The organism is Arthrobacter sp. TMS2-4 (assembly GCF_054511075.1).
On record NZ_JBTNDI010000003.1, the window covers coordinates 268,463 to 291,035 of the forward strand.

Genomic DNA, 22,573 nt, shown 5'->3' on the forward strand with positions numbered 1-22,573 from the left:
CCCCGGCCGGGGGCTTTCCTCCTTAACCGGTTCGGTGACGGGTCGGTCACGACCACCCGGGGTCGCAGTACGGTAAGGGCATGAAGTCTTCCCACGTCATCGTCCTGCCCGGAGGCGGCTACACCATGCTGTCCGACAACGAGGGCGAGGTCGTCGCCGAGCGGCTGCGCTCGTTCGGTCTGTCCGCCGAGGTCTTCGCCTATCCCGTCCAGACCCGCCACCCCGGACCGCTCGACGCCGTCCGCGCGGAGATCCGCCGGGTCCGCGCCGCCGGCGTCGACCGCGTGGCGCTGCTCGGCTTCTCGGCCGGCGGTCATCTCGCTGGACACGCGGCGCTCGCACCGGGTGCGCGCGCCGGCGACCGCGTGGACGCCGTCGTGCTCGGCTACCCGGTGGTGTCCATGGAACTCGCGACGCACCGAGGATCGCAGGATGAGCTGCTGGGGTCCGACGCCGGGGGGCCACTCCGTGCTGCGACCTCGCTGGACCGGCTGGTCACCGGTGAGGCCCCGCCGTTCTTCCTCTGGCACACGGCCGCGGACGAGGACGTCCCCGTGGAGCACGCCTACCGGCTCGGCCAGGCGCTCACCGCCCAGGGCGTACCGCACGCGCTGCACGTCTTCGAGGACGGCGAGCACGGCCTGGGACTCGCGGACGGACAGGGCGCCGCCGGGCAGTGGAGCGGCTTGGCCGCCGCCTGGCTCCAGGCGCGAGGCTGGTGACCGCTCCGCCCCTGCCCACCCGGCTGGTTCCCGGCGGCGGTCCTTCCGCAGCAATGCCGCAGCCCGTTCCGACCCGGTGATCGCCCAGACCCTCGCGGCGCTCGGCCCGGTGATCGGCCTGATCGCGCTCGGCTACGGCATTCGGGCCCGCGGTTTCCTCGCGCCCGCTTTCTGGCCGCCTGCCGAACGGCTCTGCTACTTCATCCTGCTGCCCGCGCTGTTCATCAGCGGCACGGCGACGGCGGATCTCGCCGGGCTCCCGATCGCCCTGATGGCACCGATCCTCGCCGGGGCGGTACTCCTCACGGCGCTCGGACTCGTCCTCGCCCAGCGCCGCCTCGACCTCGACGGCCCCGCCTTCACCTCCGTGCTGCAGGGCAGCATCCGGTTCAACAACTACCTCGGGCTCTCCATCGCCCTCGCCCTGTTCGGGGCCGACGGCGTCGCGCTCGCCGCCATCGCCAACGCCGTCCTCGTGCCGCTCGTGAACATCCTCTGCACGCTCGCCTTCGCGCGCTATGGCGCCCAGCGGCTGACCGTCGGCGGCACCGTCCGCAGCATCGCCACGAACCCGCTGATCCTGGGCTGCGGGATCGGGATCCTGCTGAACGTCACCGGCATCGGCCTGCCGCCCGGTCTCGACGGCTTCGTGCGGACCCTCGGGACGGCGTCCCTGCCGCTCGGCCTGCTGTGCGTCGGCGCTGCGCTCGAGCTCCGCAGCATGGGCCGCAATCTCGGCGCCGTGGCGCTGTCCACCACGGTCAAGTTCGTGGTGCTCCCGGGCCTCGGCGTGGCAGGGTGCCTGCTGCTCGGGCTCACGGGCGCGCCGGCCGCCACGGTGATCCTGTTCCTGTCCCTCCCGACGGCGTCCTCGGCATACGTGATGGCCCGGGCGCTCGGCGGGGACTCCCGCCTCATGGCGTCGACGATCACCCTGCAGACCGTCGCCGGCGTGGCCTACCTGCCGCTGGTGTTCCTCGTCATCGGGCGCGTCACCGACTGAACACCCGGGCGCCGAACGTCTCCCCGACGTCGTGCAGGTCGAGGTGGCGGTCCTTGTCGGAGCCCCGGAAGGTGCGGCGGTAGGCCGCGGGGCTGACGCCGAGGGCCTTCTGGAAGTGGTGACGCAGCAGCACCGCCTGGCGGAGGGGCCGACGACCGAGGGGCTGGGAGGTCATGAAGCACATGCCCGGTAATAAGCATGCTTGCTATCGCTTGGTGTGGGATCTACGGTGAAGGGAAGCAACCTCCTCGAAAGGATCATGATGATCACGCTTGAACAGATGAAGGATGCCATGAACGCCGGCGGTAACGTGCTGAGCGAAGATGGGGCCGTTCTGGGATCCATGGGCCAGCTCTATGTCGACGACGCCACCGGCGAGCCCAGCTGGGTCACCGTGGCGACCCACACGGCGGGCAATCCGGAGTCCTTCGCGCCGCTCCGCGACGCCACCCTCGACGGCCAGGACGTGCGCCTTCCGTTCCCTCACAGCAAGGTTTACGAGTCCCCCAAGATGTCGCAGGACGGCCACCTCAGCCCCGAGGAGGAGCAGCACCTGCTCCGCTACTACGGCCTGATGCCGGCGAAGGACGACGCCGCTGCCGCGTCCTCGCCCTCCGGCGACCGCGCCTCCCGTGACGATGCTTTCACCGGCCGGGACGAGACGTCTGCCGGCCGATCCGAGGGCTTCATCGGCGGTTCGGCCGATGACGACGACGTGTCGATGACACGCTCCGAGGAAGAGCTCCGCGTCGGCACCGAACTCCGGGAGACGGAGCGCGTACGCCTCGTCAAGCGTGTGGTCACGGAGGACGTCACCATGACCGTGCAGATCCGGCGGGAGGAGCTCGTCGTCGAGCGCGTGCCGGTGCAGGACGGCGCTCCGCTGTACGACGACGGCGCCGGCACCTTCAGCAAGGCCGAACGTGAGCGCCTGTACTCGGCGGTGGAGACCGCCTTCAACGGTGACGTCGTCGAAATGGTCCTCTACGAGGAGAAGCCGCGCATCGAGGTGGATGTCGTGCCGATCGAGCGTGTCCGCATCAGCCGCGAGGCACACACGCACGACGAGACCGTCTCCGGCCAGGTGCGCAAGGAAGTCATCGAGACGGAGCGCATCGAGCTGTAGCGCGCCCTCGAAACGATGCACATGACCGGTGGAACGGGCTTCCGCCGGTCATGTGCGTTCTCCGGGCGTCCACGCTAGTGCTCGCGTGAGGACAGTACGCAGAACTCGTTGCCGTCCGGGTCGGCCAGGACCTCCCAACTGACGTCCGGCCCCTGCCCGATGTCTATGCGCTGCGCCCCGAGCGAGATCAGGCGGTCGATCTCGGCGTCGCGGTCCTCACCGGTGTGTGGTGCGAAGTCGAGATGCAGGCGGTTCTTTCCGTGCTTCTCGTGCTCCACGGCAACGAAGACGAGTCCGGGCGGGACCTGCTCGAAGGAGAGCGTGGGTTCCAGCTCGCGGGCCCATGGCGGTACCACGACAGCCTCCTCGTCGTCCTCGAACATCACCTCCCAGCCCAGTGCGGTGGACCACCAGTGCGCGAGCGCACGATGGTCGGTGGATTCGATGACCGTGGAGTACCAGCGGAGAGTCATGCGCCGATTGTGTCGTGAGCGCGACGCCGACGCGTCCTGACGCGGACAGGATCAGTCCGCATCAGTTCCGGGTCCGCGGCCTCGGCGAACCTCCGGACCGGTCGCGGGCCGACTCAGCGGCTGAGGCGGCTCCGGAACAGCAGGTAGACGAAGTAGGGGGCGCCGAGCAGCGCCGTCAGCAGTCCGGCCGGGAGCTGTGCGGGGGCGATCGCCGTCCGGCCGATGAGGTCCCCGAGGCAGACGAGGACGGCGCCCAGCAGGACGGCCGCGGGCAGGATGAGCCGGTGCGACGCTCCCACGAGGGCGCGAGCGGCGTGGGGTGCAACGAGGCCCACGAATCCGACGACGCCGATACCTGCGACGGAGGATGCCGTGAGCAGGACCGCGGCCGTGAGCAGCACCAGCCGTGCCCGCGGCACCCGGATACCGAGCAGGCGCGGGGTGTCCTCGTCGAGGCCGAGGAGGTCCTGCGTCCTGTGCAGAGCGGCGAGGACGGGGCCGGCCACGAGCAGGGCCACCGCCATGGGCGCGAGGTGCTGCACCGACCGGCCGTAGGTGGACCCGGACAGCCAGGTCAGGGCCTTGGACTCGTTCCACGGATCGGTGAGGACGATCAGCAGCGTGATCACGGCAGTCGCCGCCGCGGAGACGCCGATGCCGATCAGGACCAGCCGGTCCGTCTGCATGCCGCCACGGAAGGACAGGCCGAACACCACGAGCGAGACCACGGCGGCGCCGATCCCTGCCGCCGCGCTGACGGTCCAGAATCCCGCCAGGGGCACGGCCGTGATGACGACGACCGCCCCGACGCCCGCCCCACCGGAGACCCCGATGATCGCGGGCTCGGCGAGGGGGTTCCGGGTGACGGCCTGAATGGCGGTCCCCGCCAGGGCGAGCGACGCACCGGCGAGCAGGGCCGCTCCGACCCGGGGGACCCGGGTGTCCAGCACGCTCGAGACCACGGGCCCTGCCTGGCCGGACACCCAGTTGGCGAGATCCCCGAGGAGGAGCTTCGCGTCGCCGAGCAGCAGACCGGCGACCGTCGCGGCGGCCAGCACCACCACCAGAACTACGAGCACCGCGGTGCTCCGGGCGGCGCCGACGGTGCGCAGCGAGACCCCTGCGGCGTCCCGGGTAGGTCCGTCCGAGCGCATGCGGTGCGCGAGCGCGACGAGGAAGAGCGCGCCGAACACCGTGGTGACGACACCCGTGGGCACTTCGACCGCGCTTTCCGCACCGATCACGGCGCGGAGCAGGACGTCGGCGCCGAGGACGAGGAAGATCCCCATCAGCGCGGAGGCGGGGATCAGCGCGACATGGCGGTGAAGGCCGGTGATGCGTGGTGCGGCTAGACGCACGACGGCGGGTGCTGCGAGCCCGACGAAGCCGATGGGTCCGGCGGTGGTGACCGCTGCGGCGGCGAGGAGCACAGCGAGCACGATGGCCAGGACCTGCGTCCCGCGGACATTGATCCCGAGCACGCGCGCCTGGTCGTCGCCGAGCGTCAGCAGGTCCAGGGACCGCGCCTTCATGAGGAGGACGAGCAGCGCCGCCCCGGCCAGGGGGGCGAGCAGGGTGACCTTCTCCAGTCCGCTCTGCCCGAGGGACCCGGACCCCCAGGCGAACAGGCCGCGTGTCTCCTGCGAGAACAGGAGCAGGAGGGCGCTCGTCAGCGCGCTGAACGCCAGGGCGATCGCCGACCCGGCCAGCACCAGGCGCACACTCGAGGACTGCCCGGCCCCGGCGAGGGCGAGGACGAGCGCGGACGCGGCGAGGCCGCCGAGGAACGCCACGCCCACCGCACCGAGCAGGGGCACCTGCAGGCCGAGGGCCGCGACGGCGACGACGGCGAGATGGGCGCCCGCGTTCACCGCGAGGGTGTCCGGGGAGGCGAGGGCGTTCCGGGAGACGGACTGCATGACCGCTCCGGCCGCCCCCAGGGCGGCGCCGACGAGGATGCCGGCAGCCAGCCGGGGGATGCGGCTCGCGGCGACGACGGCGCCCGTGGTGCCGTCGTCGCTCCCGGCCAGCAGGCCGAGGATGTCCCCGGCGTCCACGGTGGAGGTGCCCTGCGTGAGGTGGACGAGGGCGAGGAGCGCGGTCGCGACCGCGAGGAGGCCGCCGGCACCGGCCAGTCGCGCTCCCGGTCGCGGAGCGTGGGCCACGGACCGTGCGGGAACGGACCGGGTGAGAGTCGCCGGCGGCACTGCCGCTACTGCCCGGCCTCTGCGGCCTCGACGGCGGCGTCCACGATCTGCCCCATGGAGCTGGGTCCGCCGAACGTCCACAGGGAGTCGGGGAAGCGGGTCACGTCACCGGACTCGACGAAGGGCAGTCCCTTCCACACGGCGTTGTCGGCGAGTTCGTCCTGGTACGGATCGCCGAAGGCGTCGTTGGCGATGTACCAGAAGCGGGTGTCGTCTGGCAGGGCGGTCAGGCCCTCGACGTCGGTCTGGCCGAGCCCGTACACGGGATCGCCCTCGACCTCCCAGGCGTCGGTGAGGCCCAGCTCGCCGAGGACGTTCCCGACGAGCGAGCCTTCGGTGAACGGACGGATCGACACACTGCCGGCGTCGACGTAGGCGTCCGAGAACGCGACGGGGGCGCCTGCCGCCCCCGCCTCCTCGATGGCCGCCTTGCCGTCGGTGATCTTCGCCTCGAGGCCGGACCTGAGTTCCGTGGCCTGGTCCTCGGTGCCCGTGAGGGTGGCGATCAGGTCGAGATTCTCGTACATCTGGCCGAGGTTGTCGGCCGCGTCGCCCCCGGGGACGACGACGACGGGCACCGTCCGCTCGATCTGCTCGATCGCGCCCTCGACGAGCCGGTCGGTGACGATGACGAGGTCGGGCGTGAGGGACACGAGGGTGTCGATGCTCGGCTCGCCGCGGACGCCGACGTCGGTGACGGTGTCGTCGAGCGGTTCGGCGCCGACCCACTGCGCATACCCCTCCACGTCGGCGGCCCCCACGGGCATGACGCCGAGGGCCACGAGGTTCTCGACGGCGTTCCATTCGGTGGCCACCACGCGGTCGGCCGCTCCGTCGAGCGTGACCTCCTTGCCGCGGGCGTCGGTGACGGTGATGCTCTCACCGGCGGCGGTCTCCTCGGGCGAGGAACTGCCGGCGGCGTCCTCCGTGGTGCCGCACGCGGTGAGGGAGAGCAGGGCCGTCGCCGCGAGGGCAGTGAGGATCTTCGGGTGTGTCATCTGTTTCATTTCTGTTCGTGCGCAGGCGGCGCGGGAGCGGATCAGGGGGTGAGGGCGGCGGCACGGGGTGCGTTGTGGCGTCCGACGGCGCGGGTGTGGACGGTGCCGTCCGTGACGGTCACGTCGACCCGGACCCCGTAGGCGCGGGACAGGTTCGCGGAGGTCAGGACGTCCAGGGGCGCGCCCTGGGCCAGAATGGCGCCGTCCTCGAGCAGGACCACGTGGTCGGAGATGGCGGCGGCCTGGTCGAGGTCGTGCAGGACGACGCCGACGGTCACGCCGTGCTGGGTGGAGAGGTCGCGGATCACGTCGAGGATCTCCACCTGGTAGCGGAGGTCGAGGTATGTCGTGGGCTCGTCGAGCAGCAGCACGCCGGTGTCCTGGGCGAGGCAGCTGGCGAGCCAGACGCGCTGCACCTGCCCGCCGGAGAGCGCGGCGACCGGACGGTCGGCGAGATCGGTGGTGCGCGTCAGCTCCATGGCGCGTTCGACGACGGCGGGTCCCCCGGCGTCCTGGCCCGTCCAGCGGCTGCGGTGCGGATGGCGGCCGAAGGTGACCACCTCCCGGACGGTGAGCCCGCCGGGTACCGGCCGGCTCTGTGCCAGCAGGGAGATCGCGCGGGCGAAATCCCGGGGGGAGAGGGCGGAGACGTCCTCGCCGTCGTCGAGGGTGACCGATCCGGCGTCCGGCGTGTGGAGGCGCGCGATGCTGCGGAGGAGCGTGGACTTGCCGCTGCCGTTGGGTCCGATCAGCGCGGTGATCGTGCCGGCGGCCAGGCCGAAGGAGGCCGAGGCGATGACCCGCCGACTGCCGTAGGAGACGCCGAGGCCCGCGACGGAGAGGGTCGGCGGGACAGCGGAGTCGTTGAGGGGCACAAGGTCAGGTTAGGCATACCTAATCTAAAGTGCAACAAATAACGTCACGCGGGTGTGCGCTAATCCTCCTTCGGCCGGCGACCTGCACGCCGCTGCGTGTGCCCGAGAGGACAGAAAGACCGCCGGAACGAGCCTCCGGCGGTCTTTTCCGTTTCTCGGCGCTGGGAGCGCTGCCCGTCAGCCCTCGGGCAGGGCCGCGAAGGCCTTCTTGGTGTCGTTGTACCAGCCCAGGCCCTTGACCGGGTTCTTCCAGCGGCCCTTCATCGCGTCACGAGCCGCCTGGTGCTCGCTGTCGCCGGCCGCAGTGACCTCCTTCAGGTGCTGGTCCTGGGCCTGAATGACGTCATCCGCGGTGTCGCCGCGGAGCGCCAGGTCGCAGGGGCCGCCTAGTTGCCTGCACGTCATCGTCTTCATGGGAGTTCCCTTCTGCTGGATGCGGTGTACGAGATCGGCGTCCGCCGCCCTCGTACTGATGACGAGTCGGGAGGCGGAAGTGTGACCGACGGCATCATCTCCGATCCATGGCGACGCGCCGCGTGAGGGAGCCGAGGACGTCGGGCTCGGCGCGGAACGTGATCGCGCTGACGACGCCGTCAGCGATCGTGAAGTCGAAGGCCACCCGTGCCTTGCCTCGGTGGAACCACGCCGCGCCCGGCCGCCCGTCGACGAACACCGGGAAGGCTGCCGCCGCGGCGCCGTCGAACATCACCGCCACTGCCTCACGGCCCTCCAGCCGGGTCGGGGTACCTTCCGCGATCGCCTCGGCGTCGGCGCGAACGACGACGTCGGGCGCGAGCAGGTGCACCAGCCGTGCGAAGCTGCCGCCCCGGGACGCCGCGAGGAACGCGTCGACCACTTCCCAGTCGGCGGGCGTGCCGTCCGGGGCGAAGGAGGCGACCCGGGCGCGGGCCCTCGATGCCAGCTTGCGGGCGGCCTCGGGCGACACCGAAAGCACGGTCGCGACGGTGCGGAAGTCCACGCCGAACGTGTCGTGCAGGATGAACGCCACCCGCTCGGCCGGCGAGAGGCGTTGCAGCACCACCTGAAGGGCGACGCCGACGCTGGTCGCCTCGATCACGTCGTCGGCCGGGTCGGGGATCGTGTCGGTGCCGGCTCCCGGCGGGGTGTCCGTCGGTTCCGGGACCCGGGACCGCAGGCGATCGAGGCAGAGGCGCGTCGTCACGACGGTCAGCCAGGCCGGCACGTTCTCGATCACGGTGTCGGTGGCGTCGAACCGCAGCCAGGCCTGCTGCACCATGTCCTCGCCCTCGGCCCGGTCGTCGAGGACGCCGGCGGCGATGCGCACCAGGCGGGGGCGTTCGGCCTCGAACTGTTCCGTCGGGTTCATGCGCACACCCTAGACCCGTCTGTGCGAGGGCGGCAGAAGGACTCTGGCCTGCGTTCATGGGCGGGCGTACAGTCCGCGCATGGCACATGATCCGGTTCAGACCAATCCCGACCACTACCGGGTGGTGTTCGAGAACAGCCGGGTTCGCGTCCTCGAGTACACGGACGAACCCGGCGACAGGAGCACCGAGCACCACCATCCCGACAGCGTCATGATCACCGCCGGTTCGTTCCGCCGGAGGCTGCACGCCCAGGGGAGGAGCGTCGATGTGGAACTGCATGAGGGGGCGGTGCGCCGGCTGCCCGCCCAGGACCATTACGGCGAGAACTCAGGGACGACGCCGTCGCACGCCTTCTTCGTCGAGTTGAAGGAACCCGACCCGAACCCGGCTCCCGGTGGCCCGCATCTGGGTCCGGTCAAGCTCTGACCCACCGACGCCGCCCGATACCAAGCAGGCTGATGATTCGCGTAGGCTGACAGGACGACGTCGAACATCCCACCGTGGCGGTCCTATCCCGCACCCTCGCATGGCGTCGCACGGCCAGCAGGATCCACCGGAAGGACTCCCCATGAGCACCCAGAACGAGCAGCCCCAGCACGACGAGTCGGCCGACGAAGAGCTGTCCGAATCCCTCGAAGGGCACGAAGAGCTGTCGAAGAACGACGACGACTCGGCCCTTGAGCAGATCGAGGACAGCCCGGTCCGCACGAAGAACAGCTGACTCCGGCTTCAGCCCGTATGACGACGGGGCGCCCGCTGATGCGGGCGCCCCGTTCGTGTGCGGTGCGGGAGTGCTATCGTGTGAGCTCCACGCGGTAGGTGCCCGTCGCCGAGCCATCCTCGCTCGTCACGGTGATGACCGAGGTGCGGTCACCACCCGAGGGCTGTGTGACGGCGACCGTGGCGTAAGGATCGGCGGGGACGGCCGCGACCGTGGATGCCTTGCCCCTCGACGGCACCGCATACGTGGTCACCGCCGGGTCGAATCCCGTCACGGACGAGCCACCCACGCTGATCGAGGATAGGGTGGCGTCCGAGGACGCGGAGGGCACCGCACCGAGTACCTGGATCTCGCTGATCACCATGTGCGTGTTCGGGCGGGCCGTCATGACCACCCGCACGGACTGCGCCGTCACGCCGCTGATCGGCAACGTCACCGCGGGAGCCGGAGCGCCTGCCGGGACGCTGACGGGGGAGCCGACGGACGCCCACGCGCCGTCGGCTCCCTGGACCTGCAGCTGAAGGGACTGCGCGTAGCTGTCCGTGGTGCCGTCGCGGAAGAAGTTCACGACGACGCCGCCGAGTGGCTGTGCGGACGGCAGGCTCACAGTCAGGGTGTCGGAGGTGTTCTTGTTGCTGGACTTCCAGTTGGACCATGCCTTGTCGCGGAGGTCCCCGTTGAACAGGCCCGCCGTGCCGTAGCCGGGCTCGGTGAAGGTGGCTGTCGCCGTGGTGCCGCCGTCGTCGGCCACGTTGTCCAGCGTGCCCTCGGTGACCTGGATGCGGACGGTCGCCGGGAGCGTCGCGCCGTTGCCGGCGTCGGCCGTGCCCTTCAGCTCATAGACGCCAGGAGCGGTGTAGGAGATCGGGGTGTCCCAGACGGCGGGGCGCTCGACAGTCCCGCCGAGGCTGCCCACCGCGGTGACGGTGCTCGGCGGCGTCGGGATGCCGCCCACCACGGCCTTGGCGCGCGTGGGGTGCGTGGATACGAGAGTGTCCACCGTGACCGTGAGTTCCACGGGGAACCTCGCGCCCGTGATGTCCGTCGCGGTGCCCTTGACCTTGACGCTCCCTGCCTTCTTCCAGCGGTTGTCGTTCGGGATTCTCCACTCCACGGGGAGGGCGCCACGTGCGCCGTCGCGGTACACCGGTGTGACGGTCTCCGGCAGCACGGGGGCGGTGCCGGGGACGGTGAAGGCCGTGGCCGGTTCAACGCCGAGTACGGTCTCGTCGATGAGCGTCCAGCGCTGGTTGGACCCGGAGTTCGCCTGGTACAGCGTGACCGGTGCGCCCTCCGCGGTCGAGCCGCCGCCCACCTCGAGCAGCAGGCCGGTCTCTGCGTTCACGAAGGTGTAGGTGCCATCCCCGGTGGTCGAGGCGACCCACTCGGCGCGCGGGTTCTCTCCTGCGGGAGCGACGACGGCGGCGCCACGCTCGTCGGCGAGCTGCGCGGCGCCGTCGAGCGTGGTGATCGAGTAGCGCTCGCGGTTGCTGTTGTCCTCACCCAGGCTCGTGAAGCGGAACAGCTGCGCGACGTCCGCGGGGTCGCTCGCGCTGATGACGGCGGTGCCGCCGGCCGGCTCGATCGACTTGCCGCTCTGCACGCCCTGCAGCCGGTACACGTGATCGTCCTGCAGGGCAGCGGCGTCCTCCGCGATGCCGGAGACGCCCTCGACCACGAAGGTGGTGACGGATTCGGCGGGCGCGGTGACGACGGCGGAGCCGCCCTCGATCGCGACCGGTTCGCCCTCGACGAGCGCACCGTCGACGTCGCTGACCACGGGGGTCACGGTGGCGCCCGGCGCCACGGACCCGAACTTCGAGAGATCGAGGACCACGGGCTTGTCCTCGGCGTCCTGGTTGATGTGCACGACGGCGGCGCCGGTGTCGGTTACCGCGGCGGTGGTGTCGGTGTCGTTCACGGAGACCAGGCGGTCACCGGGCTGGATGTAGTGCGTGTAGTTCCGCACGGTGTTGAACTTGGTGTTCGTGTAGATGGGGCAGCTCTCGAGCGTGTCGGCGTCGGTGCAGTCGAACGGCATCTGAATGCTGCCCCAGTTGGCGCCGGCCGCGCTCTCGCCGCCGGGAGCCATGTTGTCGTAGTCCTCGACGGGCTGCCAGAACACCCAGGCGCTCGGCTCGAGTTCCCGGAGGTCGTCCGCGATGCGCTTGGCCATGCCGAGGCCCGGCTCCATGCTCGTGAAACTCTGGCCGTTGCCCCAGGAGCCCTCGACCTCGCTCATCCACAGCGGCTTGTCCTCGCCCTTGGCGATGTCCCGCACGGTGGTGCGCTGACCGGTGCCGTAGGTGTGGACGTTGAGCTGGTCCACGAGTGCCCGGATGTCCTCGGGGTAGCTGTTCCAGTTCGTGGCGAAGGTGCCGGGATTGGTCTCGTCCATCGCGGAGATCTTCGCTGCGGAGGAGGACGCCGCGAGTTTGGCGGCCAGGTCACGGAGGACCTGCTGCTGGAGCTGCGGGCTCATGTGCGCGCCCTCCTGGCGGCCGCCGGTCGGTTCGCCGGCGGCGTCGAGCTGCGTGCTCCAGTAGTTGGTGTTCGGCTCGTTGAACGGATCCAGGGTGTCCACAGTGATTCCGTGCGCCTTCTCGAGCTCTTCGGTGACGCGCACCAGGTACGCGTTGAAATCGGAGATGCTCCCGGTCTTCAGCTGGTCGGTCGTGGAGTCGAACCCGCCGGAGGTGTAGCCGCTGACGGTCTGGAACCAGGGCGGCGAGTTGCTGAACGTCTCCCAGTGGGTGATGTCCTGCTTGATGCGGTCGATCCACCAGCGCTGCGTGGCGTCCGCTTCGAGGTTCCAGTCGGCGGGGTCCTCGGGGGACCACCAGTCGGTGTCCTCCCGCGTGGTGCCCTCGGGGGCGTTCCACCAACCCTCGACGGCGCCGCCCGGCCGCAGGTAGTCCTTCACGTCCGGGGCGTTGCCGCCGCCGATGTTGTAGCGGGCGATGTTCAGGTTCAGGCCGTCGGGTCCGAAGACCAGGTCCGCGAGGCGGTTCCGGATCTCGTCGGGGTAGTCACCTGTTGCATTGGCGAACCAGACAAGGCTGGTACCCCAGCCCTCGAACTCCTCGCCCTGGTAGGAGGGGTCGGGGGTGAGGGTGAGGGCGCCCTCGGGGACGGTCGGCGGTGCGGGCGGGTCCGCGGGCGTGGCCTGCGCCGCACCTCCCATGAGGGAGGCTGCCGCCAGCGCGGCGGCAATCCCTGTTGCGGCCGCCCGGGTGGCGTGCCTGGATCGATTCGTCATTGAACGTGATTCCTTCCAGCGAGGTTGGTGCAGGGTTACGAGAGGGTGGTGCCGGCCTTCCTCGTGAGGACGGCGACGGAGCGGGGAGCGAGCTTGGACTCCTCGCCGGTGAGGGTGTCGCCGTAGACGCCCGTGATGTCCACGGGCGCGTCGGTGCGGTTGATGAGGAAGACGTAGTCGGTGGTGTCGCCGGTGCGGAGGACCTGCTCGACGGCGCCGCGGAGGTCGGCGGGCAACTCACTGGTTAGCCCGGCGCGCGCGGCGAGGTCCGCGAGGACGGGCTCGAGGCCCGACGCGCCGAGGCGTGCGCCCACGTAGGCAGCACTGCCGGACCTCGGGTCAGAGGAGACGGCGCGGCGCGTCACGGCGGCGTCGCCGGCATGGTCGCCGCTCGTGTAGCGGGCGAGGACCTCGACGTCGTCGGCGCGCGGTAGGACGCGGTCGGCCCAGAGCGTCGCGGCGGTCCCGTTGTCCAGCTGGACGGTGTCGCCGTCGTGCAGGGGTCCGAACTCGTCGATGCGGATGCCGAGCAGGTCCGCGAGGGCGCCGGGGTAGCCGCCGAGCCAGATGTGGTCGTTCTCGTCGGTGATGCCGCTGAAGTAGCTCGCCACGAGATGACCGCCGCCGGTCACGTAGTCCTCGAGGCGCGCTTTCAGTGCGGCCGGGACCACGTGGAGAACGGGGGCGACGACGAGTCCGTAACCGGTGAGGTCGGCTGCGGAGGGGACGACGTCGGCCCGGATGCCGAGGGCCAGGAACGCCGAGTACCAGTCGAGGGCCTCCTGCTTGTAGCGGAGGCGGTCGGAGGGGTGGGAGTCCTGCTCCGAGGCCCACCAGGAGTCCCAGTCGAAGAGGATGGCGGCTGGTGCCTGGCGGCGGCGGGAGCCGACGACGTCGGACAGTCCGCCGAGTTCACGGCCGAGCGCGACGACGTCGCGGAAGATCGGGCTGTCCTCGCCGGCGTGGGGGACCATCGCGGAGTGGAACTTCTCGGCGCCAGCCTTGGACTGCCGCCACTGGAAGTAGCAGACGGCGTCCGCTCCGTGGGCCACATGGGTGAGGGAGTCCCGGCGGAGGGCACCGGACTTCTTCGGGGTGTTGACGGGCTGCCAGTTCACGGCACTGGTGGAGTGCTCCATGAGGAACCACGGCTTGCCGCCGGCGATGTTGCCGGTGAGGTTCGCGGAGAAGGAGAGCTCGTCCACGGCCTGCGGGCCGGGCACGAAGTAGTGGTCGTTGGCCACGAAATCCACCTCGGCGGCCCAGTCGGCGTAGTCCATGCCCTTGCTCTCGCCCATGACCATGAAGTTGGTGGTCACCGGGATGTCCGGGGTGATCCTGTGGAGGATGTCCCGTTCCTCGCGCAGGTACTGCTTGAGGGCGTCGGAGGAGAAGCGCTTGAAGTCGAGCTGCTGCGTGGGGTTGGGGTGGGAGGCGGCCTGGCGCGGGGGCAGGATCTGCTCGAACCGGGTGTAGCGCTGCGACCAGAAGTCGGTGCCCCAGGCGTCGTTCAGGGCATTGATGCTGCCGTAGCGGTCGGTGAGCCAGGTGCGGAAGGCGCGGGCGGCGTCGTCGGAGTAGTCGTAGATGTTGTGGCAGCCGAGCTCATTGGAGATGTGCCAGGCGCACACCGCGGGGTGGTCCCTGTAACGCTCGGCCATCGCCGTGACGAGCTTCAGCGCGTGCTCACGGAACACGGGGCTGGTGGGGCGCCAGTGCTGGCGCGCACCGGGCCAGAGGGTGCTGCCGTCCTGGGTAACGGGGAGGATCTCGGGGTGCTCGGTGGCGAGCCACGGCGGCGGGGATGCGGTGGCGGTGGCGAGGTCGACGGCGATGCCGTTGGCGTGCAGGAGGTCGATCACCTCGTCCAGCCAGTCGAAGTTCCAGGTGTCCCGCTCGGGTTGCAGGCGGGCCCAGGAGAAGATCGCCAGCGACACCACGTTGACGCCGGCCTCGCGCATCAGGCGCACGTCCTCGTCCCACGTCTCGCGCGGCCACTGCTCCGGGTTGTAGTCGGCGCCGAACGCCATGCGGGGGCGGTTCGGTTCGGACGGCCAGCGCAGCCAGCGGTGGGTGGTGGGTGTCAACACGGTAGTGCTCCTTGGGGATGTCTCTCGAAGGGTTCAGGCACGGGTGGGCCTCCGCCGTCGTCGTGCCCCGGACGGGCAGGGGGGACGATGGCGGGTACAGCGGGGTGGGACGGACCGGGCGGATGCGCGCGAGCTCCCGCCCGGCCCGGGTTCGGTGGCGCAGGTGCGGCCGGTGCTACTCCGAGACGGTGAAGCCCTGGTCGGTGCCGTACTTGATGCTCGCGTCCTGCCAGCTCTTCAGCCCGTCCGTGAGGGGAGTGTCCGAGACGTAGGCCTGGCCGGCGGTGTCGTTGAAGATGCTGTTCGCATAGACCTGGAACGGCAGGTAGGACCAGCCTTCGACGACGTTCGCTGCGGACTCCGCGAACAGCTCGTTGGCCTTCTGGCCACCGAAGTACTCGAACTCCCGGTTGAGGAACTCCTCGGACTCGAGGTCCGCCGTCGTGGAGGGGAAGGCACCGCCGTCGATGCGCGTCTGGACGCCGTCGCCCACGCTCGCGTAGTCGAGGAAGGCGTAGGCGAGGGCCGCGTTCTCCGTGGCGGACGGGACGGCCAGGGAGCTGCCGCCGTTCTCGGCCGTTGCGGTGCCGCCCTCTTCCCACTGGGGGAGTGGTGCCACGCGCCACTTGCCGGCGCCGGCCTGCACACCGGACTCGAAGTTGCCGGGCATCCAGGCGCCGGTGTTCAGGGTCGCGATGGTCCCGTCGCCGAGGCCCTGGTACCACTCGTCGGTCCAGGAGTTGATGGGGGCCACGAGGTCGTCCTCGATGAGCTGCTGCCAGGTCTCGGCGAACTGCGTGGAGCCCTCGTCGGTGAAGTCGATCGAGACGTCGGTGCCGTCCACGGTGTAGGGCTTGCCGCCCGCCTGCCAGATGAGGCTGGTGGTGAGTCCGGCGTCGCCCGTGTCATTGGTGATGTAGACGTCGGGATCGGCCTCGTGGATGGTCTTCGCGGCTGCGACGTACTCGTCCCAGGTCGCAGGGATCTCGACGCCGAACTTCTCGAAGACCTCCGTGTTGTAGTACATGACCATGGGGCCGGCATCCATCGGCAGGCCGTAGATGCCCTCGCCCTGCTGCACCGCGTTCCACGGGCCGGGGCTGAAGGTTCCCTCCAGGTCCGAGGCCCCGAGGGCGCTGATGTCCGTGAGGGAATCGGCGAGGGCGAACTGCGGAAGGGCGAAGTACTCGATCTGGGCGACGTCGGGGACCCCCGAGCCTGCGGCGATGGCGTTCTGCAGGGCCGTGTACTGGTCGTTGCCCGTTCCGGCGTTGACCACTTCGACGTCCACGTTGGGGTGCAGCTCCTCGAACTCCGCGGCGACGTCCTGGACGGTCAGGTCCCAGGCCCAGACCGTGAGCTCGCCACCCTCCTCCAGCGCCGCCGCGACGTCGTCGGCGTTGGCGCCGTCCGCGCTGCCGCCTCCGGCGTCGTTCCCGCCGCCGCCGCACGCCGTCAGGGCGAGGGTCGCGGCGAAGGCCAGGGCGGATCCGTGCAGTACGGCGGGGGCGATTTTCCTGTTCATGGATTTCCTTATCACTTCGTTGTTGACGGGAAGGGGTTCTACTCTTTGACGCTTCCGGCGCTCAGGCCGGACTGCCAGTACCGCTGGAGGAAGAGGAACGCAATGATCAGCGGCAGAATGGTCAGCAGTGCGCCGGTGATGACGAGGTTGTAGATGGCGTCGCCGCCCACGGTGGACGCCTGGTTGTTCCAGGCGTTCAGGCCCAGGGTCAGGGGGTACCAGTCCGGGTTCTTCAGCATGATCAGCGGCAGGAAGTAGTTGTTCCAGGTGGCCACCATGGTGAACAGCAGCACCGTGACGATGCCGGGGCCCAGCAGCGGCAGGCAGATCTGGAAGAAGGTGCGGAACTCGCCGGCGCCGTCCATACGGGCCGATTCCAGCAGTTCCGTGGGGATGGCCTGCGCGGCGAAGGTCCACATCAGGTACAGGCCGAACGGCGAGATGAGGGACGGGATGATGACCGCCCAGGGCGTGTTGGTGAGGCCCATCTCGCTGAACATCAGGAACGTGGGGACCGCCAGGGCGGTGCCGGGGACGGCCACCGCCCCGATGACGACGGCGAACACGGCCTTCTTGCCGGGGAAGCTGAACTTCGCGAGGGCGTAGCCGCCGAGGACGGCGAGGAAGGTCGCCCCGCCGGCCCCGACCACCACGTACAGCACGGTGTTTAGGAACCAGCGGCCGAAGATGCTGTCGTCGTAGGCGAGGGTGTCCTGGATGTTGGAGAAGAGGGCGAAGTCGCCGCTGAACCAGAGCCCGAACGAGGTGAACAGATCAGCCTGGGTCTTGGAGGCGTTGATGAACAGCCAGACGAGGGGCACGAGGCTGTAGACGAGGACGATGCCCGTGAGCGCGGTCAGCAGCACGTTGCGCCTCGGCTTGTCGATGCTGCGGCGCGAGCTCTTCATGCGCACATAGCCGGGCTTCTGATTCTGCTTCTGGGTCCGGGTCGGTTCGACGGCGACGCTCACGGTCAGCCCTCCTTCCGCATACCGCGCAGCTGCACGGCGTAGGCGATGACCATGGTGATGACGCCCATGATGATGGCCACGGTGGCGGAGTAGTTGTACTGCTGGCCGGAGAAGCTCAGCGAGTAGGCGTACAGGTTGGGGGTGAAGTAGGTGGAGATGGAGTTTGGGGCGAGGCCCTGCAGGATCGCGGGCTCGTTGAAGAGCTGGAAGCTGCCGATGACCGAGAAGATCGTGGCGACCACGAGGGCTCCACGGATGGCGGGGAGCTTGATGGCGGTGACGAGGCGGACCTGGCCGGCGCCGTCGATCTCCGCGGCCTCGTACAGGGACTTCGGGATCACGCGGAGGGCCGAGTAGAAGATCAGCATGTTGTAGCCGATGAACTCCCACGTGACGATGTTCCCGATGGCTGCGAGGATCAGGTCCGGGGAGAGCGGGTTGGGCAGGTTGGTGCCGAGCGCGCTGTTGATGTTGCCGACGAGCCCGAAGCGCGTGCCGTACATGAAGCCCCACATGAGGCTGGCGACGACGGCGGGGACCGCGTACGGCAGGAAGATCGAGATGCGGAAGAAGGACTTCCCGTAGAGCCGGCCGCTGTCCAGGGCCAGGGCCACCAGGAGGGCGATCAGCAGCATGACGGGGACCTGCACCGCGAGGAACAGCGTCACGCGGAGCAGAGCGGACCAGAACTGCGTGTCGGCGAGGGCCTGCTGGTAATTGGCGAGTCCTACGAAGCCGTTGCCGCCTACCAGCTGGTTGCGGAAGAAGCTGAGCCAGATGGAGTAGGCGATAGGTGCGAGGAAGACGACCGCGAACACCGCCATGAAGGGGCCGATGAACAGCCAGCCGGACCAGGAGCGCTTCCCGGTCCGCTTCTGCACTCGCCGGGCGGGCTCCGGCTGCGTGCCGAGCACGGCCGGTGGTGGTGACGCCGTCGTCATGTTCGTCCTTCTTCTCGAGCGATGTTTACGTAAACACGGCAGGGCGTGGAGCAGAATGTTTACGTAAACATTGTTGTTACGATGGTCACATGCACTCGCGATCACGTCAACACCCCTCCTCCGAGGAACGGCGTATCTCCATGTCCGACGTCGCGCGGCTCGCCGGCGTCTCGGCGCAGACGGTGTCGCGGGTGTCCAACGGCAGCCCGGGCGTGATCGAGGGGACGCGGCAGCAGGTCATCAAGGCCATGAACGAGCTCGGGTACCGGCCCAACAGCGCGGCGCGGGCCCTGAAGCGGGGGAGCTTCCGCACCATCGGCGTCATCCTGTTCACGCTGTCCACCACCGGGAACGTCCGCACGCTCGAGGCCATCGCGGCACGCGCTGCGGAGGAGGACTACGCCATCACTCTGATCCCCGTTGCCGCGCCCACGCAGGCCGGGGTACGTGGGGCGTTCTCGCGGCTGAACGAGCTGGCGGTGGACGGCATCATCGTGATCATGGAGGTCCACCTGCTCGACGCCGCCACGGTGTCGCTGCCGCCCGGCGTCCACGCCGTGGTGGTGGACTCCGATGCGAGCGAGAGCTACAGCGTGATCGACACGGACCAGGCCGACGGCGCCCGGAAGGCCGTGGAGCACCTGCTGGACCTGGGCCATTCCACGGTGTGGCATGTGGCCGGACCCTCGGAGTCCTTCGCGTCGGAGCGGCGCGTGAATGCCTGGCGGTCCGTTCTGGAGGCGAGGGGCTGTGTCGAGCCTGCGTTGTTGCGCGGTGACTGGTCGGCGGACTCGGGCTATCAGGCCGGGCTCGCACTGGCGTCCTCCGACTGCACCGCGGTGTTCGTCGCGAACGATCAGATGGCGCTAGGGGTACTGCGGGCTTTCCACGAGAAGGGTGTCCGGGTGCCGCAGGACGTATCGATCGTAGGCTTCGACGACATCCCGGACAGCACCTCCTTCAGCCCGCCCCTGACGACGGTGCACCAGGACTTCGCGGAAGTCGGGCGGCGCTGCGTGGACAAGGTGCTGAAGCAGATGCGGGAGAACTCGACGGAGCCGGGGCTGGATCTCGTGCCGACGCGGCTCGTGGTGCGGGAAAGCACCGCCCAATCTGGAGGGTAGCGCGGTGTTCCGCAGCCCCTCATAATCAACAAACTCTGGTGCATATTTTCGCCATCCCCCTTGTGTGCGGAGCGGTGGCGGAGTTAAAGAGCCTCATGTCCTTCACCTAACGCAGCGGGCGCACGCGCCCCTGCGCTGTACTGCTTCTGTTGCGCAGCGCAGGGAGGGCAGGTCACTGCTGACGACGAGTGAATGCGCACAGCTAGGCGGTTAGCCGACGCAAGCCCGACGCAGACAATTCGCTTCAGGTTGGATCGCAACAGTTAGGCCAGGTCGCGTCGGTACAGGAGGTTGATTTCTATCGTAGTATCTGCACAAGGGCAAACTAATGCGCCGCCTCAGGGCTACTATCGCGCTCAGTTCAATGGTGGGTTATTTGTGAGCGGATCGATTGCTCCATCTCGCGCATCCCACCGAGCGACATTGGTCCTTGTCGCGTACGCTCTTGATCCATACGATCTCGTACTTTTCTTCGAAGGATGCGTTCGTCAAGATCAGAATTCTCGAGCCTTATTTTATCGGAAAGTTCGATGAGCGAACGAGGTACATTTTCGAGCCGCGAGACATCCATGATGACGGGAAGTGAGACGGAGTTGCTCTTCTCTATGGCAGTGCGAAGCGGGCCCAACCGCAAGTACTGACTCAAGAAATCAGGGCTTAGGGCGGGGGATGAATTGGGAGCAGAGCTCCCCATTCGGTCGTCAAGGTAGGATTTAATCCGAAGAGCAGTTTTGTCCATTGTGAGCCACCAGGTTCGATAACCCATCGGACTACGGCGCTCGTTCTTCCGAAGTTCCAGAACGCCCACGGTGTTCTCGACGTCGTGAGCAACGAGGCGATTTACCGTTGTTGGATCTGTGGCGTAGTCGTCTCCTGCCCCCCCGCCGGGCGTCATGTTGCGCCATCCAGAGTTCTTGGACGGCCGCGCGAAGGTCGAGGTCCGCCTCGTTGGCAATTTGCTCCAAGCTCTGTTCTGTAATGTCGAAGACGTCCTTCAGGTAGTCTTTTACATCCTCTTCGGGGCGAACTCTGCCCCGAATTTGATCCTGCCAAGTGATGAATTGATTGCTTGCTCGCCCCGATAATATATATGCGGAGAAGATGAATGGCACTCGTCCGTTCCATTGATCTCTCGTCGAGTGCCAAAATGCGACGCATCTGTTCAAATGGCGCTCCACCTCTTCAATTACCCCGGGCGTGACGAACAGATTCAATCCAGCGTCGACCGCGGCCCGCAAGAGTTGCGTATAGTGACGCCGTTCTGGTTCATCGACAAGGGTCTCGGCAATTAATGGAAGTATTGCTGAAGTGTCTAACCAGATGCTGCCCTCTGCGAATACCGTTAGCACGACCCTTTGAACATCTGGTGTCTGTCGCAAGAATGCAAACAAGGTGTACGAGTCGGAAAGCCGACGCAGGTGCCCGTTGATCGCGATGCTGGGCGTCGCAAGCACGTCTCGAATTGCTGCAGTAGCCAGTTCTGCCGTGGTGGGCAACTGTGTGCTGATGGCTCGCACTTCAACGAGCAGTGCTCCCGCGTCGAGATGAACCGTTTCTCCCGTCGTTATGGAAGCGGCGAAAGCTTCGGCACCTTGCAGAAGAACCCTCTCTAGGATGCCTCGGAGCGTAGCTCCTAAACTTTCGTCGATTGTCCGATTCTCGGCAGGATCGGTCATGGCCGTTACTCTTCGGTGCAGCTCGTCTTCGAGCTCCCTTTCCTCAAGCAAGAATCGAGTCGTCTGCTCGTCCAGTCGGACAGTTTCCTCATGGCTCAGCTGATATTCATCAGTCGAGCGTATGTGCTTGACTGGGCCGCTCTTGCGGCTCATGCGAATTAGCGCGCCCGATACGAGGCCCTCTAATTGCCCCGGTGCACCTGCTGGAACAAATTCAGCAATTGCCGCTTGCACTTGCGTTCGGGTCAGACGCCTGTCTACCGATGTTCCACGCAGGGCCGCAATGACGAGAGACTCGAAGCAACTTTTGGTCAGATTTCGATCGCCAGAGTTATCTTGCACATCGAGGTTCAGTTGTAGGAGTGCGATTCGTGATTCATCTCTCGAAAGTTCGCCAGACGATGATGTCGATACGCCACCTCTGCTGAGTACTGGGTCAACGAACTGTTCAGCGAGTCGCTCGCTGGCGACTGTCCGCTGAGGGAAAGTGTGCTCACGCTCGATGAACCACTGGCGGTCCCGAACGTCAAGGCTCAAGCCGGAGTCTCGACGAACCGTCTTCTTGATGGAATCTGCTGAAGCGCCAATGGTTTGATTCGTCACATATATTAGTTCCTTGACGTTTGGAAAAGTGTCCGCTAGGCGCCTCACTGTCTCCTTAATCTTCGGTTCCCAGTCCTGTCTGACCGAAATTTGAATTGCAGTCTCTGGTTCTTCATTCGGGATGTAGAGTTCGGCATCTCTGCCTCCATCCCCGGCCGCAGAAGCGGTTGTGCGCATCATTGGATACTCGACGGAGAGGAACTCTGAGCAAAACTTCTCGAACGCGCGCCAGTCGGTGCCGCTGAGGAGTGAGAGCGCGAGTTCAAGTCGAGTCTGTGGCATATCTGTAGAGTAACGCGAACCGTTGGAAATTGCACTCACACTCTATAGGTGCACTTGGGTTGGTGCTTCCAGAAGCGTTTGAATGAACGCGGTTCTCAGTCCGACGATTATGGCTTTGTCTTCTTCGGGCATCTGGTGGGAAAAAGTCAGACAAGCTTCATGGCGGAGGGACGGTGTCCCGTCCGCCGGGGGAGGCGCGGCGCACTGGGGGTCCGGGGCACTCGCGGCGTCCGAGCGGTGGGCGGACCTCAAAGGCTGCCACACTGTGAAGGCATGCCGCGGCAGGGGGAACGTCACGCTGACCGACCACCGTCGCCCCGCCGCAGTCCGCCAGTACGTCATCGTCGGGGGAGGGCACACCTGGCCCGGCGGTAAGGCTGCCGACTTCCCGCGAGGGGGCGTGACGACGACGGAGATCAGCGCCAACGATTTGATATGGAACTTCTTCGAGCGGCGCACCTCCCGCTGAGACGCAGGGGAGCGGGACCCAACCTCCCGGAGTCCCTGTCGACGTCACTGGGTGCGACCAACGTGCCGGGCCCGCTGCTGGTATCGAGGGCTGAAGCCGGGGGTTGTGGTCGCTACGGCGGCTAGATAGCGTGAAGTGCTCGAACTGACGTCACCGGAG

At 67.9% G+C, this 22,573-nt stretch carries 20 protein-coding genes; 7 read left to right on the forward strand and 13 right to left on the reverse strand.

Annotation, left to right across the window (positions count from 1 at the left end; translation table 11 throughout):
* Positions 1-80 precede the first annotated feature (80 nt).
* Both ACX80F_RS06810 and ACX80F_RS06815 read left to right on the forward strand, forming a co-directional pair.
* Positions 81-722, forward strand: a complete 642-nt coding sequence (locus ACX80F_RS06810; protein ID WP_459335620.1) for an alpha/beta hydrolase — start codon at positions 81-83, stop codon at positions 720-722.
* Between the two features lie 76 nt (positions 723-798).
* On the forward strand, positions 799-1,725 hold the full coding sequence (locus ACX80F_RS06815) for an AEC family transporter (protein WP_459335621.1): 927 nt from the start codon (positions 799-801) through the stop codon (positions 1,723-1,725).
* Here the strand turns inward: ACX80F_RS06815 and ACX80F_RS06820 are convergent.
* A complete protein-coding gene (locus ACX80F_RS06820) occupies positions 1,715-1,900 on the reverse strand; it encodes a hypothetical protein (protein WP_459335622.1) in 186 nt (61 codons plus the stop codon). The genes ACX80F_RS06815 and ACX80F_RS06820 overlap by 11 nt on opposite strands.
* Before the next feature lie 84 nt (positions 1,901-1,984).
* Between ACX80F_RS06820 and ACX80F_RS06825 the strand changes: the two genes are divergently transcribed.
* A complete protein-coding gene (locus tag ACX80F_RS06825) occupies positions 1,985-2,851 on the forward strand; it encodes a YsnF/AvaK domain-containing protein (protein WP_459335623.1) in 867 nt (288 codons plus the stop codon).
* Positions 2,852-2,925: 74 nt separating this feature from the next.
* On the opposite strand, the gene ACX80F_RS06830 is transcribed toward ACX80F_RS06825, so the two are convergent.
* From ACX80F_RS06830 to ACX80F_RS06855, 6 genes are all read right to left on the reverse strand, one after another.
* Positions 2,926-3,324, reverse strand: a complete 399-nt coding sequence (locus tag ACX80F_RS06830; RefSeq protein WP_459335624.1) for a VOC family protein — start codon at positions 3,322-3,324, stop codon at positions 2,926-2,928.
* Between the two features lie 113 nt (positions 3,325-3,437).
* Complete coding sequence (locus ACX80F_RS06835) at positions 3,438-5,531, reverse strand: iron ABC transporter permease (RefSeq protein ID WP_459335625.1); 2,094 nt, start codon at positions 5,529-5,531, stop codon at positions 3,438-3,440.
* 5 nt (positions 5,532-5,536) lie between these two features.
* A complete protein-coding gene (locus ACX80F_RS06840) occupies positions 5,537-6,529 on the reverse strand; it encodes an ABC transporter substrate-binding protein (protein WP_459335626.1) in 993 nt (330 codons plus the stop codon).
* A 41-nt stretch (positions 6,530-6,570) separates the two neighbouring features.
* Entirely contained in the window at positions 6,571-7,404 is an 834-nt protein-coding gene (locus ACX80F_RS06845) for an ABC transporter ATP-binding protein (RefSeq protein ID WP_459335627.1), read from the reverse strand.
* Between the two features lie 177 nt (positions 7,405-7,581).
* Positions 7,582-7,818: a DUF1059 domain-containing protein gene (locus ACX80F_RS06850; RefSeq protein WP_459335628.1), complete on the reverse strand. Its 237-nt coding sequence runs from the start codon at positions 7,816-7,818 to the stop codon at positions 7,582-7,584.
* Between the two features lie 94 nt (positions 7,819-7,912).
* Complete coding sequence (locus ACX80F_RS06855; protein WP_459335629.1) at positions 7,913-8,752, reverse strand: sigma factor; 840 nt, start codon at positions 8,750-8,752, stop codon at positions 7,913-7,915.
* 79 nt (positions 8,753-8,831) lie between these two features.
* On the opposite strand from ACX80F_RS06855, the gene ACX80F_RS06860 reads away from it, so the two are divergent.
* Both ACX80F_RS06860 and ACX80F_RS06865 read left to right on the forward strand, forming a co-directional pair.
* Positions 8,832-9,179 carry a cytoplasmic protein gene (locus tag ACX80F_RS06860; protein WP_459335630.1) on the forward strand — a complete coding sequence of 116 codons (348 nt, stop codon included), beginning with the start codon at positions 8,832-8,834 and terminating at the stop codon, positions 9,177-9,179.
* Positions 9,180-9,321: 142 nt separating this feature from the next.
* Entirely contained in the window at positions 9,322-9,474 is a 153-nt protein-coding gene (locus tag ACX80F_RS06865) for a hypothetical protein (RefSeq protein ID WP_459335631.1), read from the forward strand.
* A 73-nt stretch (positions 9,475-9,547) separates the two neighbouring features.
* Here the strand turns inward: ACX80F_RS06865 and ACX80F_RS06870 are convergent, their stop codons facing one another.
* The 5 genes from ACX80F_RS06870 to ACX80F_RS06890 form a co-directional block, all read right to left on the reverse strand.
* Positions 9,548-12,733 (reverse strand): glycoside hydrolase, encoded by a 3,186-nt coding sequence (locus ACX80F_RS06870; RefSeq protein ID WP_459335632.1) that lies wholly within the window; start codon positions 12,731-12,733, stop codon positions 9,548-9,550.
* 35 nt (positions 12,734-12,768) lie between these two features.
* Positions 12,769-14,823: a beta-galactosidase gene (locus ACX80F_RS06875; protein WP_459335633.1), complete on the reverse strand. Its 2,055-nt coding sequence runs from the start codon at positions 14,821-14,823 to the stop codon at positions 12,769-12,771.
* Between the two features lie 175 nt (positions 14,824-14,998).
* Entirely contained in the window at positions 14,999-16,348 is a 1,350-nt protein-coding gene (locus tag ACX80F_RS06880; protein ID WP_459335634.1) for an ABC transporter substrate-binding protein, read from the reverse strand.
* A 38-nt stretch (positions 16,349-16,386) separates the two neighbouring features.
* Positions 16,387-17,256, reverse strand: a complete 870-nt coding sequence (locus ACX80F_RS06885) for a carbohydrate ABC transporter permease (protein ID WP_459335665.1) — start codon at positions 17,254-17,256, stop codon at positions 16,387-16,389.
* Between the two features lie 65 nt (positions 17,257-17,321).
* The gene (locus tag ACX80F_RS06890) at positions 17,322-18,143 is read right to left on the reverse strand and encodes a carbohydrate ABC transporter permease (protein ID WP_459335666.1); all 822 of its coding nucleotides are present in this window, start codon (positions 18,141-18,143) and stop codon (positions 17,322-17,324) included.
* 206 nt (positions 18,144-18,349) lie between these two features.
* Here ACX80F_RS06890 and ACX80F_RS06895 point away from each other — a divergent pair, with 206 nt between their 5' ends.
* A complete protein-coding gene (locus ACX80F_RS06895; RefSeq protein WP_459335635.1) occupies positions 18,350-19,384 on the forward strand; it encodes a LacI family DNA-binding transcriptional regulator in 1,035 nt (344 codons plus the stop codon).
* Positions 19,385-20,154: 770 nt separating this feature from the next.
* On the opposite strand, the gene ACX80F_RS06900 is transcribed toward ACX80F_RS06895, so the two are convergent.
* Positions 20,155-21,945, reverse strand: a complete 1,791-nt coding sequence (locus tag ACX80F_RS06900) for a hypothetical protein (protein ID WP_459335636.1) — start codon at positions 21,943-21,945, stop codon at positions 20,155-20,157.
* A 265-nt stretch (positions 21,946-22,210) separates the two neighbouring features.
* Between ACX80F_RS06900 and ACX80F_RS06905 the strand changes: the two genes are divergently transcribed.
* Positions 22,211-22,414 carry a hypothetical protein gene (locus ACX80F_RS06905; RefSeq protein ID WP_459335637.1) on the forward strand — a complete coding sequence of 68 codons (204 nt, stop codon included), beginning with the start codon at positions 22,211-22,213 and terminating at the stop codon, positions 22,412-22,414.
* Positions 22,415-22,573 lie beyond the last annotated feature (159 nt).